Annotated in this window: 17 protein-coding genes; 15 read left to right on the top strand and 2 right to left on the bottom strand. The window is 56.8% G+C overall.

What is annotated here, in order from left to right; translation table 11 throughout:
* Positions 1–14 precede the first annotated feature (14 nt).
* The 8 genes from ACE3NW_RS09905 to ACE3NW_RS09870 all read left to right on the top strand — a co-directional run bounded on the left by ACE3NW_RS09905 (position 15) and on the right by ACE3NW_RS09870 (position 9984).
* Positions 15–782 carry a GGDEF domain-containing protein gene (locus ACE3NW_RS09905; RefSeq protein ID WP_374282916.1) on the top strand — a complete coding sequence of 256 codons (768 nt, stop codon included), beginning with the start codon at positions 15–17 and terminating at the stop codon, positions 780–782.
* A 131-nt stretch (positions 783–913) separates the two neighbouring features.
* Positions 914–1648 carry a diadenylate cyclase CdaA gene (gene cdaA, locus ACE3NW_RS09900; protein ID WP_374282914.1) on the top strand — a complete coding sequence of 245 codons (735 nt, stop codon included), beginning with the start codon at positions 914–916 and terminating at the stop codon, positions 1646–1648.
* Positions 1635–2567, top strand: coding sequence for a YbbR-like domain-containing protein (locus ACE3NW_RS09895; protein WP_374282912.1), 933 nt, complete (start codon positions 1635–1637; stop codon positions 2565–2567). The genes cdaA and ACE3NW_RS09895 overlap by 14 nt, the downstream gene beginning before the upstream one ends.
* A 159-nt stretch (positions 2568–2726) precedes the next feature.
* Positions 2727–4079, top strand: a complete 1353-nt coding sequence (gene glmM, locus ACE3NW_RS09890) for a phosphoglucosamine mutase (protein WP_374282910.1) — start codon at positions 2727–2729, stop codon at positions 4077–4079.
* Between the two features lie 137 nt (positions 4080–4216).
* Complete coding sequence (gene galU, locus ACE3NW_RS09885) at positions 4217–5089, top strand: UTP--glucose-1-phosphate uridylyltransferase GalU (RefSeq protein WP_374282908.1); 873 nt, start codon at positions 4217–4219, stop codon at positions 5087–5089.
* Positions 5090–5233: 144 nt separating this feature from the next.
* Positions 5234–7612: a primosomal protein N' gene (priA, locus tag ACE3NW_RS09880; RefSeq protein WP_374282906.1), complete on the top strand. Its 2379-nt coding sequence runs from the start codon at positions 5234–5236 to the stop codon at positions 7610–7612.
* A 130-nt stretch (positions 7613–7742) separates the two neighbouring features.
* Positions 7743–9014: an OmpP1/FadL family transporter gene (locus ACE3NW_RS09875; protein ID WP_374282904.1), complete on the top strand. Its 1272-nt coding sequence runs from the start codon at positions 7743–7745 to the stop codon at positions 9012–9014.
* 292 nt (positions 9015–9306) lie between these two features.
* Complete coding sequence (locus ACE3NW_RS09870) at positions 9307–9984, top strand: outer membrane protein (protein WP_374282902.1); 678 nt, start codon at positions 9307–9309, stop codon at positions 9982–9984.
* Between the two features lie 42 nt (positions 9985–10026).
* On the opposite strand, the gene ACE3NW_RS09865 is transcribed toward ACE3NW_RS09870, so the two are convergent.
* Complete coding sequence (locus ACE3NW_RS09865) at positions 10027–10383, bottom strand: hypothetical protein (protein WP_374282900.1); 357 nt, start codon at positions 10381–10383, stop codon at positions 10027–10029.
* Between the two features lie 233 nt (positions 10384–10616).
* Here ACE3NW_RS09865 and ACE3NW_RS09860 point away from each other — a divergent pair, with 233 nt between their 5' ends.
* The 6 genes from ACE3NW_RS09860 to ACE3NW_RS09835 all read left to right on the top strand — a co-directional run bounded on the left by ACE3NW_RS09860 (position 10617) and on the right by ACE3NW_RS09835 (position 15811).
* Positions 10617–12215 carry a DnaA ATPase domain-containing protein gene (locus tag ACE3NW_RS09860; protein WP_374282898.1) on the top strand — a complete coding sequence of 533 codons (1599 nt, stop codon included), beginning with the start codon at positions 10617–10619 and terminating at the stop codon, positions 12213–12215.
* A 237-nt stretch (positions 12216–12452) separates the two neighbouring features.
* A complete protein-coding gene (locus tag ACE3NW_RS09855; RefSeq protein ID WP_374282896.1) occupies positions 12453–13205 on the top strand; it encodes a molybdenum ABC transporter ATP-binding protein in 753 nt (250 codons plus the stop codon).
* Entirely contained in the window at positions 13183–13950 is a 768-nt protein-coding gene (locus ACE3NW_RS09850) for a molybdate ABC transporter substrate-binding protein (protein WP_374282894.1), read from the top strand. Before ACE3NW_RS09855 ends, ACE3NW_RS09850 begins: the two co-directional genes overlap by 23 nt.
* 15 nt (positions 13951–13965) lie before the next feature.
* Entirely contained in the window at positions 13966–14634 is a 669-nt protein-coding gene (locus ACE3NW_RS09845) for a molybdate ABC transporter permease subunit (RefSeq protein WP_374282892.1), read from the top strand.
* An 80-nt stretch (positions 14635–14714) separates the two neighbouring features.
* Positions 14715–15593, top strand: a complete 879-nt coding sequence (gene modD, locus ACE3NW_RS09840; protein ID WP_374282890.1) for a ModD protein — start codon at positions 14715–14717, stop codon at positions 15591–15593.
* Between the two features lie 11 nt (positions 15594–15604).
* Complete coding sequence (locus ACE3NW_RS09835; RefSeq protein WP_374282888.1) at positions 15605–15811, top strand: 4-oxalocrotonate tautomerase family protein; 207 nt, start codon at positions 15605–15607, stop codon at positions 15809–15811.
* A 91-nt stretch (positions 15812–15902) separates the two neighbouring features.
* On the opposite strand, the gene ACE3NW_RS09830 is transcribed toward ACE3NW_RS09835, so the two are convergent.
* Positions 15903–16727 (bottom strand): nitroreductase family protein, encoded by an 825-nt coding sequence (locus tag ACE3NW_RS09830; RefSeq protein ID WP_374282886.1) that lies wholly within the window; start codon positions 16725–16727, stop codon positions 15903–15905.
* Between the two features lie 576 nt (positions 16728–17303).
* On the opposite strand from ACE3NW_RS09830, the gene ACE3NW_RS09825 reads away from it, so the two are divergent.
* Positions 17304–18656 (top strand): cache domain-containing protein, encoded by a 1353-nt coding sequence (locus ACE3NW_RS09825; RefSeq protein WP_374282884.1) that lies wholly within the window; start codon positions 17304–17306, stop codon positions 18654–18656.
* The last annotated feature ends 74 nt before the right edge of the window (positions 18657–18730 follow it).

The raw sequence follows: 18730 nt of genomic DNA, 5'->3' as shown, positions 1-18730 counted from the left end.
TTTCAGACCTCTATATGCTGGACAACATGCACATTCCCTTTGGCCTGTGGCGTGCCGAAAAGCAACAAAACGAAAAAATTCTGCTGGCTGGCAGCCTTGAATCGGCAAATGGCCCCGTGAACGTTGAAATGCCGTTGAATATTCTCAACGCCAAATGGCATATACGTATTGCTTCTGGCGAGATATGGTACCAATCGTTGGAGACATGGCTTTATGTGGGCATGAGCCTTCTTTTAAGCCTCTTTCTTTCAGGTCTTGTTCAAAGAAATTATGACCTTACGGGTATACGCAACTATCTGGAAGCTATTGCTTACAGAGATGCCCTTACCGGCGCCCTTAACAGGCGTGGGCTGTTTGATGAGTTGCAAAAACGGATTGACTCCCCAGCAAAGAAAAAATTTACCATATATTACATTGACTTAAATAAATTTAAAGCCATCAATGACACCTATGGACATGAGGCCGGTGACCGAGTATTGCAACTCTTCACAGAGGTTGTGCGCGCGCATGCCCACGTGACCCACACCCTGGGCCGTATTGGCGGTGATGAATTTGTACTGCTGCTTAACGGATCGCCAGCCCCCCAGCGCGATCAGGCGACATTTGAAGCCATGCGCAGGGATCTCGCACAAGGCTTGCCGACGCTGAAAATTCCTGGCCCCATCACGTTCAGCATGGGCAGGGCTCTCTACCCGGATGATGCCCATACGGCTGACGGGCTGCTCTCTTGCGCGGATGCAGCCATGTACCTTGAAAAACAACGCGCAAAGGCCCATGACTAGCACAGGCCCCCGCACACACCGGCCTGCCCGGTTGCCACAAAATCTGTGCGCGCAGTATGGGGCTGGCATGGAAGACAAAATCTGGCTGTGCGCTACGGCTGCACCATACATATTGCCGCAAGGAACACACAGTGTTTGACCATATTGCCATAGATTGGCGTGACATTATGGATATAGCCGTGGTCAGCATACTGCTGTACCAGGTTATCCAGATGTTGCGCGGTTCGCGGGCGCTGACCGTTCTTACGGGTTTGGGTCTGCTCACCCTGCTGTACTTTTTTTCCAATGCCCTGGGGCTTTACACCCTCACCTGGCTGCTGCAACACATTTTCAGTTCCCTGTTCATTCTGATAGTGGTCATTTTTCAGGCTGACATCCGTCAGGCCCTGGGAGAAATGGGCGCACGGCCCATTTTTCACCGTTCACGCATACAGAAAACCGGCGTGGAAGAAGTGGTTACCGCCTGCGTGGAAATGGCCCGCCTGCGCGTGGGCGCTCTTATTGTCATAGAGCGGGGCATGCGCCTTGGCGACATGATCAAGCGCGAAGGCGTGCGAATAGATGCCCAGCTTTCACGTCAGCTGCTCATGAATATTTTTTACCCCAAGGCCCCCCTGCACGACGGCGCAGTGATTATCAGCCGTGGCAAAATTACCGCCGCCGCATGTATTTTGCCGCTGGCAGAAGCCAAAGGGCAAAACTTTGGCACACGCCACCGCGCGGCTCTGGGCATTGCCCGCGAAAGTGACGCCCTTGTTATTGTGGTATCTGAAGAAAGGGGCGAAATATCCATAGCCCTCAAGGGCGAACTCATGCGCGCCCTTGACGCGGTACGTCTCAGGCAGGTGCTTGATGAAATCCTCTGATCCCTCCCGCCGCCCGCCGCATCTGCTGTCCATGCTGCTGGCCGTGTTTATCGCCGTGAGCATGTGGTACATGGTCAGCGTTCGTGACCGGCTTGAAGCGCAGATCGAAGTGAACCTCGATTACGTGGGCATTCCCACCAATCTGGTGGTTACAGACGGCCTTATCAGCAAGGCCGTGGTGCGCCTGCGCGGGCCGGAAACACTGCTGCGCTCGGTTACCCAGGGCAAGATAATTCAGGCGGTTGACCTTTCCACCATCAAAAAGGGCACCACGGTTGTTCCCCTTTCGGCAGAACACCTGGGGGCCCGATTTCGCGCTTTTGAACTTATCGACGTGCAGCCGCCACGCATTGTGGTAAAGGCCGACAATCTTCAGGAACGCAGCGTTCCCGTGAGGGCCGTGGTGGATTCACCCTTGCGCGGGGGCGCGTTGACTGTGGAAAATGTCAGTGTTACCCCGGCCACGGTGGCGCTTCGCGGGCCGGAATCTGTCATCTCGGCCATTTCAAGTGTGCCGCTCACCATCATGCTTGATCCCAAGTCTGCGGGGTCTACCGTACACCAGTCCATCACCCTGGATACGCCAAGCATGGTCACGGCCACCCCGCCCTCGGTTAAGGTGCAATATACCATCACCAGCGGGCGTACCGTTGTATCGCGGCGCTGCAAGGTTGAACTTGCCAGGGAAAGCAGGCCCTTCTATACCGTTGAGCCCGATGAGGTCGCCGTTCTGGTAGAAGTGCCCGATGCCCTGGCAAAAAACAGCCGTTACCTTGCTGAAATGGATATTTCGCTCATCACCCCGGATATTCCGCCGGGTGAGAGCATCAAGGTACCCTTGCGCTTCAAACTGCCAGAGGGCATGACTCTCTTGAACCCGGTAACAGAAGAAGTTACTGTAACCAGAAAAAAGAAATAGGTTGCGCTGGCTTGCGGCATGGGCAATTACTGCCACACGCACGGCAAACATTCCGCGTTGCGGCCACAGGCCAAGCGCGGCACGGCAAAACAAAATGCTGCCCACACGCCTGTAACCGGGCTGGCGCAGCGCAATAGCATACTCAGGCAAGGAGTCTTCATGGCTGAGCGTCTTTTTGGCACAGACGGGCTGCGCGGCACGGTCAACAACTATCCCATGACCGTTGATGTGGCCTTGCGCCTTGGCCTTGCGGCGGGCGTGCGCTTTCGGCGCGGCAACCACCAGCACAAGGTGGTTATCGGCAAGGATACGCGCCTTTCCGGCTACATGTTTGAATCAGCCCTCACCGCCGGACTGTGCGCCGCTGGCATGCACGTTATCATGACAGGCCCCCTGCCCACACCGGCCATTTCCTTTCTTACCCGCAGCATGCGGGCCGACCTTGGCGTGGTCATTTCTGCTTCGCACAATCCCTTCCACGATAACGGCATCAAGTTTTTTGACGCCGAGGGCTACAAGCTGCCCGACATGACGGAAGACGAAATATCTGCCATGGTGCTTGATACCGATTTCAAGTGGCCCTACCCCGAAGCACGCGGTGCTGGCCGCGCCACCAAGATTGAAGACGCTGGTGGCCGCTACATTGTGTACACAAAAAGCTGCTTTCCCACGCAGTTGACACTCTCAGGCCTGCGCATTGTGGTTGACTGCGCCAACGGGGCCAGCTACAAGGTTGCCCCGCTGGCCCTTGAAGAGCTGGGAGCCGAGGTTTTTCGCATTGGCACAACCCCCGACGGAACCAACATCAACGAGCACTGCGGCTCGCTCTACCCCGAAGTGGTGGCGGCCAAGGTGCGCGAGGTGCGGGCAGATGTGGGCCTTGCGCTGGATGGCGATGCCGACCGCCTCATAGTTGTGGACGAACACGGCAACATCATCGACGGCGATCAACTCATGGCCATGTGCGCCCAGGCCATGATGGCGAGGGGCGAGCTGCCCGGCAATCTGCTGGTGGCCACGGCCATGAGCAACATGGCGCTGGAAATTTTTATGAAGGATCACGGCGGATCGCTGCTGCGCACCAAGGTGGGCGACCGCTACGTTATGGAAGCCATGCGGCGCGAGGGTGCCATGCTTGGCGGCGAGCAGTCTGGGCATCTTATTTTTCACAAATACAGCACCACCGGCGACGGATTGCTGGCGGCCCTGCAAATTTTGCGGATCATGCGAGAAAAGGACAAGCCCCTCTCGGAACTGGCTGGCAGGCTCCAGCCCTTCCCGCAGGTGCTCATCAACGTGCGGGTTGAAAAACGCCTTCCCTTTGAGGAACGCCCCGCCATTGGCGAGGCCGTTGCCAAGGTGGAGGCCGACCTTGCTGGTCGCGGCAGGGTTCTGCTGCGGTACTCTGGCACAGAGTCCCTCTGCCGTGTCATGGTGGAAGGCGAAAATCCCGGCAAGGTCAAAACATTTGCCGAAGATCTGGCCGTTGTGGTTGAACGCGAACTGCGCTGATTTTTCGGACATGCGGCAACAATTCCTGGCATTCTGCACGGCAGACCAGACTTGCAGAATTGCCGCCATGCGTATAATGCTTGCATCGGTTTGCCGCTAATCCGCATTGATTTGTCTACCCCCCCTTGGAGGCATGCATGAAGAATATTCGTAAAGTCGTCATTCCCGTGGCCGGATGGGGAACCCGTTCCTTGCCTGCAACCAAGAATATTCCCAAGGAAATGCTGCCCATCTACAACAAGCCTGTCATCCAGTATGTGGTTGAAGAGGCCCAGCGCGCCAATATCGAAGATGTGATCTTTGTGACCAACCGCGATAAAACGGTTATCGAAGACCACTTTGACTACAACCTTCAGCTCGAAGGTGTGCTTGAACGCGCTGGCAAGCTGGACAAGCTGGCAGAAGTGCGCAAGGTGGCCGAGATGGTCAACATCATGTCTGTGCGCCAGAAGCGTCAGCTTGGTCTTGGGCATGCGGTGCTGTGTGCGCGCGAACTGGTGCGCGACGATCCCTTTGCCATCATGGTGGGCGACGACCTCATGTTTGGCGGTGCGCCCGGCATTGGCCAGCTTATTGAAGTGGCCATGGCAGAAAAAATGCCGGTCATCGGCGTTATGGAAGTTCCGTGGGAAAAAGTGAGCCGTTACGGTATCATCGACGGTGACGAGCTGACCCCCGGCGTGTTCCGCGTCAAGAGCATGGTGGAAAAACCCGCCCGCGAGGACGCCCCATCACGCATGGCCATTGTGGGCCGCTATGTGCTCACCCCCGATATTTTCGACTACCTGGAAAAAGTCGAACCCGGCCACGGCGGCGAAATTCAGCTCACCGATGCCCTTCAGGCCATGGCCCAGGAAAGGGGCATGATGGCCGTGCGCATGTCTGGCATGCGTTTTGACGCTGGCGACTGGGCAGAATTTCTCACCGCAAACATCTATTTTGCCCTTCAGGACGAAGAGCTGCGCTACGATCTGCTCAAACTGCTCAAAAATTTTGTGCAGTTCCATTAAGACTCAAAACACAGACCGCACTTCAGGTCTCTCCCGGTTCTGCCGGGGGAGACCTGTTCGTTTTGGCCCCCACAACTCGCCGCATCTTTTTTGCCGCCCGGCAGAGGCTTGCCTTCGGGGCCGTATTGCGTAACTCTGCCACTCATGTACGCCACTGTTGCCCTGCTCACCCCGCCTTACGCCAGCCTTACCTATCTGCTGCCCCCCGAATTTCCTGCCGATTTCTGGCAACCGGGCCTGCGTGTTGCCGTGCCCCTGGGCAAGGGCGAACGCTCTGCCCTGCGAGCGGCAGTTTTGATGCACCTCAGCCCCACTGCCGACATGCCCGAAGGCGTTGAGTGCAAAAGCCTGGCATGGCCGCTGGAAAACGCCCCCCTGCTCCCGCCGGGTCTGCTGGAACTGGCCGAAGATCTGGCACGCCGTCAGGGCCTGCACCCCGGCCATATTCTGGGGCACGTACTGCCCCAGGGGCTGCGTCTTGCGCGGGTTCGCCTGCGCCATATCGAATCAGGTCAGGCCGCAGCCTGGACACTTGCCCGCATCCGCGAGGCCTCGCCGCAGCAGCGGCAGGAACTGGCACAGGCTCTTTGCAACGGCAATGCCCGCATGCTGCCCCCTGGCACGGATGCCGCCAGCGAGGAATTCTGCCTGCTGCGCGTTGACCCGCCCTGGCCCGTGCGGCCTTCTGCCAAAAGACAGATTGAAGTGCTGGACTATCTGCACCAGCACGGCAGCGTGAGCCGCAGGCGGCTCGTACAGGCATTGGGACAGGCCGTGGCCCCGGCCCTGCATTCCCTGCTGGAGGCCGGACACGTCAATCTTTCGCGCGAGAGCGGCCTTGACGATGATGTGCTTGACGCCACAGAGCAAAGCCTGCTGCCCCCGCCGCCCCCGCCTTTCAGCCTCAATGATGACCAGAGAGCGGCGCTCGAGAGCATGCTTGAGGCCCTGCACGCCCAAACGGCGTCTTCGCGCCTGCTGTTTGGCGTAACGGGCAGCGGCAAAACCGCCGTGTATCTGGAGCTTGCCAAGGCCTGTCTGGCGGCAGGCAAAAGCGTGCTGCTGCTTGCGCCAGAGGTAGCCCTTGCCCACAAGCTGCGGCGCGATGCAACCTGTGCCCTGCCCGATGCCCCCCTGTTTTTTTATCACGGCTATCAATCGCCAGCCCGGCGCGAAGCCACGTTTCGTCAACTGGCGGGGCACACGACTCCCTGCCTGGTTGTGGGCACGCGCTCGGCCCTGTTTTTACCCGTGCCGCATCTGGCCTGCATAGTGCTTGACGAGGAACACGATGGCTCGTTCAAGCAGGATGAAAGCCTGGCCTACCAGGCCAAGGAAGTGGCCTGGTTCAGGATAGCCCAGACGCGCGGCCTGCTGGTGCTGGGCTCCGCAACACCCGATCTCAAAACATTTTATGCAGCGGAAAACGGCCATCTTCCCAAATTGAGCCTGCCGCGCCGCGTGGGCGGCCGCGACCTGCCGCCGGTGGAACTGGTGGACATCAGCTCCCTTTCGCCCGCTTCTACAAGCATGGATGGCCTGCTGGCTCCCCAAAGTGAAGAAGCCCTGCGCGAAACCATTGCGCGCGGCGAGCAGGCAGTGGTGCTGCTGAACAGGCGGGGCTACGCCCCCCTCATGTACTGCCTCGACTGCAACCGTACCTTGCGCTGCCCGCACTGCGAAATCGGCCTCACCTATCACAAGGGTCTTGAAAAACTTGTCTGCCACTATTGCGGCTACAGCCGCCCCTTTCCCTCACCCTGCCCCGAATGCGGCGGCATGAATTTTTTACCCATGGGCGAAGGCACAGAAAGGCTGGCCGAACGGCTGAGCGTGCTGGCGGGCGGGCCCGTGCTGCGGCTTGACCGGGACAGCACCCGCCGACCGGGCCGCATGGAAGAAATACTTGCGGCATTTTCCCGGCAGGAGGCCCCCATACTTGTGGGAACGCAGATGCTCTCCAAGGGACACCACTTTCCGCTGGTCACGCTGGCCGTTATCGCCGATGGCGACCTTGGCCTCAATCTGCCCGATTACAGGGCGGCAGAGCGCACCTTTCAGCTGCTTGTGCAGTCTGCCGGGCGCGCGGGCAGGGGCGACAAGCCCGGCCGCGTGCTCATTCAGACGCGCGACGTGAGCCACTATTGCTGGCAATATGTGCGCAATGCCGATTACGAAGGTTTTTATAAGGCAGAGCTGGCCCGGCGCAAACTGCGCCGGTATCCGCCATTTGTAAGGCTGGCGCTTATTCGCATTTCTTACGGCATCACAGAACAGGCTGGCGCACCAGCCCTTGGTGAGCTGGCGCAAGCCCTACGCGGCAAAGCCTCCGAGCTTGGCGTGCAGATGCTTGGCCCCGCCCCCGCCCCCCTTGCGCTGCTGCGAGGACGCAAACGCTTCACATGCCTCATTAAAGGGCAGGACTGGCAGGCAATCCGTTCGCTGTATTTTTTTGCCCTGTCACAAAAAGCTGCAAAACATCTGCGACTTTTCCTTGACCTTGATCCGATAAATATGTTGTGACATCCCATTACTGTTGGTGAGGGCGGTTCCCCAGCCGCATACGTCCCGCGACACAGCAACCGTACCAGCGTGCAGCATGCAGGCCGGGTGGTCAGTTGTGCGCTTTTTTGCAGCCTTAGTGGAGGAATTGATGAAGGTTTTTCGTGCGGTATGTCTGGCGCTGGCCCTCGTGGTTTGCTGCGCGCCCGTGGCCATGGGTGAAGGTTTCGCCCTCAATGAATGGAGCGCCAGGGGTGTTTCTCTGGCCGGTGGCATGGTTGGCCGCGCCGACGACGTTTCTGCCATTGCCTACAACGCAGCGGGCATAACCCAGCTGCCCGGCACGCGCTTTATGGGCGGTTTTGCCCTTATCAGCCCCTCTGGCAGCATTACCACCCAAAATGGCGCCCAGGAAACCAACACCTATACCAAGCCCGCCCTCTGGAATGCTCCCCACGCCTATGCCAGCCATCAGCTGAGCGACACCGCCTGGATTGGCCTGGGCGTTTTTTCGCGTTTCGGCCTTGGCAACAGCTTTGCCGGCGACTGGGCTGGCAGAAGAAATGTTTATGATATCGGCATTCAGACGTTGTCGTTTGTGCCTACCCTGGCCCTCAAGCTCAACGATACGGTTTCCGTCTCCGTGGGCGTGGAAGCCATGAATGCCCACATGTACATGGGCAACAAGGTACCCACTCGCGTTGGTGCGCAACAGTTTGACAACGACATGCAGCTTGAAGGCTATGGCTGGGGCTACGGTGCCCACCTTGGCCTGCACATGCGCCTTAACGACCAGTGGTCTGTGGGCCTTTCGTACAAGAGCCAGATGACCCTGAATATCAACGGCGATGTGCAGTTTGCCTATCAGGGCGGCAACGTTCTGACCCAATTCGCACATCTGCCCCCGGCCAGCAACTGCTCGGCCAATACGGTTTTGCAGCTGCCCGATTCCGCTGCCCTGGGCATTGCCTACAAGCCGCTCGACAACCTGAGCTTTGAACTGGGCACGGTCTGGACCCGCTGGTCTACCTACAATGCACTGAACATCTATATGGACAACGGGTACAGCTCCATCAACAACAAGGAATGGCGCGACGGCTGGAACTTTAATGCCAGCGTGGAATACAAGCCCCTTGACTGGTGGGCCCTGCGCGCCGGATTTTCTATTGAAACCCCGGTTGTCAACGAACGCCACGCCGACTTCATGGTTCCCACCAATGGCCGCCAGACCCTCAGCCTTGGTACGGGCTTTAACTGGAACAACTGGAACCTTGATCTTGCCTACGCCCACCTGTGGATCAATTCGCTGGACTACGGCAGAACCGATGCTTCAGGAATCTCTGGTTCGGCGGGCATCACCGGCGGCAAATCCAAGGATGTTTCAGCCAATATCTACATGGTTTCTTTAAGCTATACGTTCTAATTTGCGCATTGCCCTTGGCAACACGCTGTAATTCCATACTCTTTCAATAGGCCAACGAGCCGCAGAAAATATCGCCCGGCTGTTTTACATAAACAGCCGGGCCTTGTTTTTTGCACCGCGCATGCCCCCACGGACCATAGTTACAGAAGCAGCAAGATTGTAACACGCTAAAACAACATCAGATATATATTACAGCACCTTGCAATATAGAAAAAATATTGACATTTTCTAATGATTGTTTCAACTTTGAAGATGCCTTCTTTTTTGAAGGAAAGTACTTAGGAGGACTGTCATGAAACGCTTTATTCTTGCGTTGGCGCTGGTGCTGAGCATGGCCCTGCCCAACATTGCCGCTGCCGAAGGCAACGGTATGTATCTGGCCCCCAAATTTTTGATGAGCTTCCAGAACTCTGGTCAGATCGAGCGCTCCCGCGCTCTTGCTGGCTCAGGCGTAGACCAGTACAGCCAGTTCACCCTTGGTGGCGCGCTGGCCGTGGGTTACGACTTCTGGCCCCAGCAGATGCTGCCCCTGCGTGCCGAACTTGAATTCGCCATGCGCGGCAACAACGAAAAGACCTGGAGTGACGGCGGCGCCGCAGTCCGTCAGGTCAAGGGTACCTGGAACAGCTCGACCCTGTTTGCCAACCTTTTTTGGGATTTCCACAACGATTCCATCATGACCCCTTACGTGGGTGCCGGTATGGGCATGGCCTTCAACTACGCTGGCTATGACTTTACCGACAACGCAGGCAACAAGTTCTCTGGCGACGAACGCGTCACCAACTTTGCCTGGAATGTGGGCACCGGTGTGGCCTTCAACATCAACGACCACTTTGCCATCGACGCGGGCTACCGTTTTGTGAGCCTTGGCTACAATGACGTGAAGGTCTCCTCTGGTGGCAACAACTACAACATTGGCAACCGCCCCTACAGCAACGAATTCATGCTCGGCCTGCGTTACGGCTTCTAGCCTCGGCACAGCCCATGCGCCCCTTTAGGGGCAGTGCCGCCCCTAAAGGGACGGCATTGATGTGTTTTGGGCGATGAGCATGACTGTAAGCCACTCTGCGTCCAGCACGAACAAAAACCCCGGTCTTTGGCCGGGGTTTTTGCGTTGTGCGCCCTGCCGCCATAAGGGCTTGCCAAAGTTCCCACATCCCAGATGCAGAGACTCAAAACTTTCTGGATTTTCTTTTAAATCAGCATGTTTCAAAAAAAATACTGTGCAAATTACCCCTTCGGGATACTCAGCTTGCAGACGTAAAATTTCTTTTTCCCCCTTGACAATCTGCCTGCCCTTACAGTGCGCACGGTTCTGTGCTCCCAACATAAAAAACAAAGTATAGATGAGAAAAACAGAGAAAAACAAAATTATGTTTGTGTAAAACTTTTTTTAACTATGTGGAAACATGCCAAAGCGGACATGAAAACGTTGCTACCTAACGATATCTCCCTAGGGGGCTGCTGGCCGCATACAGAAAATAAATCGATATTCAAACAGATTAGCCATAAATTGTCTTGGGGATAAGAAAATAGCCCCATGCCTCAAACGGCTCATAATCCTCAATTGCCCCAAATTCAGATTTTGGGCTACAAGGCGGCATGCGCGAACAATGGTCGGAAATTTCTGAAAATCTCAAGAAAATGCTGCATTCTGGCGTTTTCAAGGTATGGATTGCACCCTTGCAGGCTCACGTCCACGCAGGGGGGCTTTTGCTTACCGCGCCCAATGCCTTTGTGGCCAGCTGGCTTGAAGGCAAGATGCTCGCTACCCTGCGCGAGGCTGCCGCCCCGGTTCTTGGGCTTGAGCCCGCCGCAGTGGAAGTGCGCATTACCGCAGCCACCGACACTCACGCCCAGCCAGCTTTTGCCAGGCCCGTGGCAGACGGCCAGCCCCAGACCACTCAGACTTCCACACCCATGCCTGGCGCATCTGCACAGCAGCCCACGCACCCCCAGTTTGCGGCAACCGTGCAAACGGCCCATACCAGCCGCGACGAAGCCGACTCTTTTGCACACGCTTCTGCCGTGCTGAATGCGGCATTTTCGGGCCTTGCGGCAGGCTCTGACCGTTCCTGCGCCAATCAGGACGCCACAGCCGCCCCTGCGCCTTATTCTGCCGCCCGCCCGCCCATACAGGCCACCCTGCCCATCAGCAGTGCGCCCGCGTACCGCCTTGCGACCAACTGGCGTTATTCTTTTGCCGACTTTGTTGTTGGCCCCACCAACAACATGGCTGTTGCCGCCGCTCAGGATGTGAGCCGCAGCAGTGGCTGCGTGCGCACCCTGTTCATGAATTCCGCTCCCGGCCTGGGCAAGACCCATCTGGCGCAGGCCGTAGGCCGTGCCATTGCCGAGGAACGCACCGGCGCCCGCGTGGGCTACCTGACGGCAGAGGATTTTGCCTCGCGCTTTGTGGCTGCCCTGCGCACCCACGACATCGAAAATTTCAAATCCCGTTTTCGCGACCTTGATGTGCTGCTGCTCGAAGACGTACATTTTCTTCAGGGCAAGGAAAAAATGCAGGACATGGCCCTGGCTGTTGTAAAAAGCCTTCAGGCCAAGGGCGGCAGGGTTATTTTTACCTCGTCATTTTCGCCACGCGACCTGCAAAAGGTCGACAGCCAGCTGGTTTCGCATTTTTGTTCGGGCATTTTGACCGACATTGGCCGCCCCAACGAAGACATGCGCCGCAACATTCTTGAGCACAAGGCCAAAAGTTATCAGGTTCTTTTGCCTGATTCGGTTTGCGAATTGCTGGCCTGCCGCCTCGACGGTGACGTGCGCCAGATGGAATCGTGCCTCAACAGCCTGATTTTCAAGGCGCGTTTGCTCAATTGCGGGCTTAATCTCGACCTGGCCATGGAAGTTCTCAGCCAGTATACCGAGATTTCTTCCGGCCCCGATCTGCCCACCATCGTGCGCCTGGTGTGCGAAAGCTACGGCCTGAACGAACGCCAGCTCAACTCACGCTCACGCCGCAAGGAATGTGTGATTGGCCGCAACACGGTGTACTTTCTTGCCCGCAAACATACAGAACTTACCCTTGAAGAAATCGGCGAAAAATTCAACCGCCGCCATTCAACGGTAATCAAGGGCATCACCAGCGTTGAGCGGGAGCTCTCTAAAGAAACAACGCTTGGCCGCCAGATTGCGCGTGCTGTAAAACTTATCGAACGCAATGCGGGCATGGGCGCATAACGCGCCCTTCTGCCTGCATATTTCTGCCTACCCTCTGCTTTCCCTTTCATTATTTCTGCCGCGCTTGCGCAGCTGAAGCTGTTCTGCTGCCGCCACAACATTCTGCCAAATCACGCTTTTGAAAAAAACAGTGCATTCATTGATGCAGGCCTGCCCGCTCCGTATGCTTATGACATTGCGGGACACGCATCCGCCCACGGCGGTCTGAAACATGTGCGCCGCAGCCAGGGGCGGAACATGCTGGATGTGAATATCAGTCTGAAGCACGGCGCATTTGAGCTTCAACTCGGCTTTCATCTGGCCGAATGCGGCATTGCTGTTATTTTTGGCCCTTCCGGCTCTGGCAAAACAAGCCTGGTCAACTGCATCGCCGGGCTGGAAACCCCCGATGCCGGACACATTGTCTGCCATGGAGAAACCAGTTTTGACGCGGGCCGGGGCATAAATCTGCCGCCGGAAAAACGACACCTTGGCTATGTCTTTCAGGATGCCCGCCTGTTTCCGCACCTCACCGTGCTCGAAAACCTCAGCTTTGGCCTGCGCTTTCACCCCCCTCGCCTTCTACAGCCTGCGCCCCGCGTGAGCGATGTCGCCGATCTGCTCGACATCGGTTCCCTGCTGCACCGCCGCCCCGAACATCTTTCAGGCGGCGAAAAACAGCGCGTTGCCATTGGCCGTGCCCTGCTCTGCCGCCCTCGCCTCCTGCTCATGGATGAACCCCTCTCGTCGCTGGACATGAACCTCAAGGAGGGGCTCATGACCTATATTGCGCGCATTCCACGCCAGTGGAATGTGCCCGTGCTCTACGTTACCCATTCACTGCAAGAAACCCAGGCGCTCGGCAACAGCATGCTGTTGTTGCGCAGTGGCCGCCTTGTAGCCCAGGGCGAGATAAATGCCACCCTGCGCAAGGCCAGCCAGATGGGCTTTTTGCCCCATCCCACCCACAGTTTTTCAGGAGCCCAGCATGAAACGCATTGCTTCGCCTGACCGGATATGTCTGCTGCTGACGCTGACCGTGTTCAGCCTGCTGTTTGCCCATAGTGCCTGCGCTGGCGGGCCGTCCATCACCACGGGGCTTGGCTACAAGCCCATGGTGCAACAGCTTTGCGCTGCCTACGCCCTACAGTCGGGCAACCAGCCCACAGAGATGTACAGTGGCAATATCGGGCAGATCATCGAACAGGCCAAGGCTGGCAGCGGCGTGAGCATTATTGTCTCGGAAAAGGCCTCGTTGCAGGAATCCGGCCTTGCCTTTGCGGAATACCGCCCGCTTGGTGAAGCGGTGCTGGTGCTTGCCTGGCGCAAAGGTTTACAGCTTGCCTCGCCGCAAGACCTGAACAGGCTGGAATTTGCCAAAATTGGCTATCCCGACGCCAAGGCGGCCATTTATGGCCGGGCTGCCGTGGCCTTTATGAAAGGAAACAAGCTGTTTGAACCCCTTAAAGCAAAACTTTCCATGCTCTCCACCGTGCCTCAGGTCTTTTCGTACCTTGTTTCAGGCGATCTTGACGCCGCTTTTGTCAACGAGGCCGTGGCCCGCAAACAGGCCGACAGCATTGGCGGCTGGATGGAAGTGCGCGAAGGCTATACGCCGCTGCTGCTGGTGGCGGGGGTTGTGGCCGGGCAGGAAAACAATGCGGATGTGCTTTCGTTTTTGCAATTTCTGAAAACGCCCGAAGCGCAGCGCATACTTGCTGGCAACGGCCTGCGCCCTATCCATGCAGCTGAATGACCTGTGGCGTGCCCTTTGCGCGCCGATGTCAGCTTTTCTGTTCTCCTGACCTTGCGGGTGTGCGTTGCGTGCCTTGCCCTGCACGCTCTCACGGCCATTCCGCTTGCCCGTATGGGCATGTCAAAACAACCGTATCTGCGGCGCGTGGTCAACTTTGCCATCACGCTTCCGCTGGTTTTTCCACCCATGGCCATGGGTTTTTTGCTGCTCATGTTCTTTGGCCGAAACGGCTGGGGTGGCGTGGCCCTGCAACAGGCCCTTGGCCTGAGTCTTGTTTTCTCGCAGGGAGGCATCATTCTGGCCGCATGGCTGGCGGGCCTGCCCCTGGTCATCAAACCCGTGCAGACAGCCCTTGGTAACCCAGAACTGCTAAGGCTTGAGCAGGCCGCACGTGTTTGCGGCGCATCCCCCCAAAGCTGCTTTTTTCTTGTAACCCTGCCGCTCATCCGGCACGGTCTGGGCGCGGGCCTGCTGCTGGGCATCACGCGGGCCATGGGCGAGGTGGGCATCAGCCTTATCCTTGGTGGCAACATCGCCGGGCGCACCAACACGCTTTCCCTGGAAGTCTTCAATGCCGTATCCACTGGCGAATTCCAGCGTGCGGCCATGCTCTGCGCCATACTGGCGATCATCAGCCTTTTGCTGTACCTTGGCATTGAATGGTGTCAAAAACGGTCTTTTTAGGGCAATGTGGAACGGAGCAAGCTTCAGCTTGCGGCGGGGTTCCCCACTGCATTTCACCCGGTATTTAGCAGGAGCAAGCCATGCACTTTACCTGTTCCGATTCCTGGCTTGAAGGGCTGCTGGCAGACGATTGCCCCGGCCTTGATCTTACCGTTGAACTGCTGGGCATCGGCGCAGCGCAGGGAATCATGCGGTTCGCCCCCAAGAGCGACTGCGTTATCAGCGGTGTCGAACAGGCAGAGCTGCTGTTGCGCAAGTGCGGCCTTGATGTCAGCCGCGCTGCCGCGAACGGCCAGAAGCTTCAGGCATGGCAACCCTGCCTGGAAGCCACGGGCCCGGCGGCTGCCCAGCACCGTGGCTGGAAGCTTGCCCAGACCCTTATGGAATACATGAGCGGCATAGCTACCCGCTGTGCGCACATGGTAGACCAGGCCCGCGCCGTCAACCCAGGCGTGCGGGTGGCCGTTACACGCAAAAATTTTCCCGGGGCCAAGGCTGTGTGCCTTGAGGCCGCCATGGACGGCGGGGCCATTGTTCACCGCCAGAACCTCTCTGACAGTATTCTTGTTTTCGAACAGCACAGGGCATTTTTGCCCTGCGCGCCGCAGGCCTCGTTGCGCAGCCTTGCGGCCATGATGGAAAAACTGCACGCCCGGTCTCCCGAGCACAAGATCAGCGCTGAGGTAGATTCGCTTGAGCAGGCCATGCTGGTGGCAGAAGCGGGCATAGATATTGTGCAGTGCGAAAAATTCGCCTGCGAATTGCTGGCAGAAACAGTGGGGGCGCTGCGCTCTGTACGCGACAACATTGTCATTCTTGCCGCTGGCGGCATCAATGGCGACAATGCCGCCCAGTTTGCCGCCACCGGCGTGGACGTGCTGGTGACCAGCTGGCCGTATTTTGGCAAACCGGCAGATATCAAGGTTACAATGGAAAAATTACCCAACAATCCAGAATAGCGGAGCACTCCATGCCCTTTGTCAACATCAAGGTTACTGGGGGATTAGAAGCCCCCACAGCAGAGCAGAAACAGGAACTCATCAAGGGTACCACAGAACTTTTGCAACGGGTGCTGAACAAAAACCCCGCCACAACCGTGGTTATTATTGAAGAAGTTTCCACCGACAATTGGGGCATAGGTGGCGAAAGCGTTACCGTGCGCCGCCGCAAGCAGTAAGAGGCAAGCGCCAAACTTCAGGCGGCCCCCCGCGTCAGGTCTGAGCCTGCGCGGGGGGCCGCCTTGCATTCAAGTCAGCACACGGGCTGCATTACAGCCATGTCACATCCAGTGCCTTGCGCGGCGGCCTGAAGTGGGGGGTCAGCAAGGGAAAGCCCATCAGCTGCGCCGCATACACCTGCTCATGTTCCTGCACGCCCGCAAAGGCACGCAGTTCGTGCGCAGAGGGATGCCCCATCGCAAAGCAAATGTACCCACCCCAGCAACAGCCAACCTTACGGGCATTGGCCAGCAGCTCAAGATAGGCGGCAGCAATGGCCGCGTCCGGGGCGCCCCAGTGTCCCTTGGGGGCCACGATCAGCGCAGCCTGGGGGGCGCTGCGGCAGATGACATCATAGCCAGAATCCCAGGTACGCACCAGGCTTTCGGCGTGTACAGCCTTGGCATTTTCCGGGTCCACCTCTGACAATTTTCGCAGCCAGTCTATCACCAGCCCTGCCAGGTTTTCTGTCTTTTCTCGCGATTCAAGCACAATCCAGCGCAATTGCTGCGTATTTTTTGCCGTGGGTGCAAAGCGCGCGGCCTCAAGCAGCTGCGTCAGGGTCTCGCGTGGCACGGGCTTGTTTCTGAATGTACGCACTGACCGACGCGAAAAAACAAGCTCTTCGGCCTGTTCGGGTGTGGGCATATTTTGCGGCTGCAAAGGCTGGCTCTCACGCGACGACAAACCGGGGGCAGAACAGGCATTGGCCGGACAAAAGGCCATGCACTGGCCACAGCCAATACATACCCTGGCCTTGTGGGCGGCCATTGTGGGCAATTCGCCCACCTTGGCATCAATGATCTGGATAGGACACACCTTGGCGCAGATGCCGTCTTTGCGGCACAGATCTGCATCTACTGTAAATGGATTCATACGCTCCCTGGCGTTACAACGCGTAATCTGAAAGTCAAACAAACCAGACCGCAAGCACCCTGCGGCTGGACAATTCCGGCTGACAATAAGGGGCTGCCAGAGCAGCCGCATCGTAAAAATACGGCAAGGTCTGCCAAAAGGCAAAATTGGCCCACCTGGCAAATATTTTTTGCACAAGCTCACCAGCAGCATACAACATATTACAATACTAGCTAATCATCATATGCACAGGCGCAAGCTGCCGCCGGGCAACAAGCCAGGGCTGTGACCAATGTTTGGCCTTGAATTGCCCGCTGGGCTTGCCAATTCTCATTTTTAACATCATCTGGTTGTGCCGCAATAATTTGAGAATTAATTCTCATTGTTAAACATTATCATTTGGCAACTTGTTTTTTTGCATCAAAATGGTAGTATAAATACAACTTTTTTTCTGGAAAAATTCCGCCAAGTTAGCTCACCTATTTTACAAAATAGTGACAAACGCAATTTATCCTTTCTGCACAGCAAGTTAGTTATCTAAACTTTTTTTGCACGTTGCCGATAAGAAAATCAAACTATTGCATATGGAGATACCTGATGCAATTACGAGAAAAAGTATGCATACCTATTGCCGCAATTACACTTGCCATTGGCGTATGTTGTTATTTTATCATCCAAAAACAGTTTGAAAATCTCAACGATACAAACATACAAAATCTTGTAGAGGCCAAGGCATCACAGATGCAACAGGCCATTGAGCTGTGCAGCGAGCAGGCCATGCGCATGGCCGCCCTCATGAGCAGACTGCCCGAAGTTGAGGCCGCATACAAAAAGGCCATGGAAGGGGACATAAACGACGAAAACAGCGCTGCATCCCAACACGGGCGTGAAATGCTGCGCACATCGCTTGCGCCCATGATTGACGGTTTTACGGCAGTGATCGGCGAAAAGCCGCAGATCCACTACCATCTGCCCCCTGCCCGCAGTTTTGCACGCCTTTGGCGCGATAAGCAGACCAAGAAGGGGGACAAGTGGGTTGATATTTCAGACGACCTTTCTTCCTTCCGCCCCACGGTGCTCGACGTGAACAAAAACGGCAAAGCCCTGTGCGGTGTAGAAATCGGCAGTGGCGGCTTTGAGATTCGGGGGCTTGCGCCTGTGACAGGCCTTGCGGGCAACCGCCTGGGGTCTGTGGAAGTACTGGTCAGCTTTACCCACGTGCTTGATGGCCTCAACGCAGGCGCAGGGCAATCGTCGCTGCTGTACATGAACCTTGAGCACCTCAAGGTTGCCACCGGTCTGCAAAACAAGGACAAAAATCCCATTGTTGCCGACTCGTACGTGCTTGTGCGCGGCACCAAGGAAGGCAAGACCGAGGCCCTGCTGGACAAGGCATTTCTGGATGCCGCCCGCAAGGGATCTACCACAAGGATTGTGGGCTCCACCCTTGTTTCGGGCATGCCCATTACCGATTACAAAGACAGGCAGATCGGCATTCTCGTGTTCAGCACTGATCTTACAGAACAGCAGAACATCATGAGCCGTGCGGGCATCATCATTACCACCACATTCCTCACCCTGCTTGTTGTACCGCTACTCATGATCTTTGTTGTCCTGAGCATTACGGTACTGCGCCCGGTTCAAAGCATCAGGCAGACCATTCAGGAAATCGCCGAAGACAGGGCAGTGCTGGCCAACCGACTGCAATACAACTCCGGCGACGAAATCGGCGCGCTGGCCGCGTGGTTCAACAAGCTGCTCGACAAGATTGAAAGCATGCTCACCGAAGTGCAGGGCTACAAAAATCTGCTCAACGCCGTACCAGACCCCATTTTTGGGGTGGACGACGACTACAAGATCATCATAGCCAACACGGCTACAGAGTCCCTGCTCCAGCAGGATATCAACAAGGGCGGATTCAACTTACAAGTGCAACACCCTCAAAGTTGAATGAAAAGGCAAGGTGGTATAGCCCTTTAGCCTCTCCATCCAACCAAAGATTGAAGGGCGTATGGGCTATGCAC

This window comes from Desulfovibrio sp., assembly GCF_041907885.1.
Classification (GTDB): domain Bacteria; phylum Desulfobacterota; class Desulfovibrionia; order Desulfovibrionales; family Desulfovibrionaceae; genus Desulfovibrio.
Note: the sequence above shows the minus strand (reverse complement) of the source record. Positions and strands in the feature narration are given on the sequence as shown.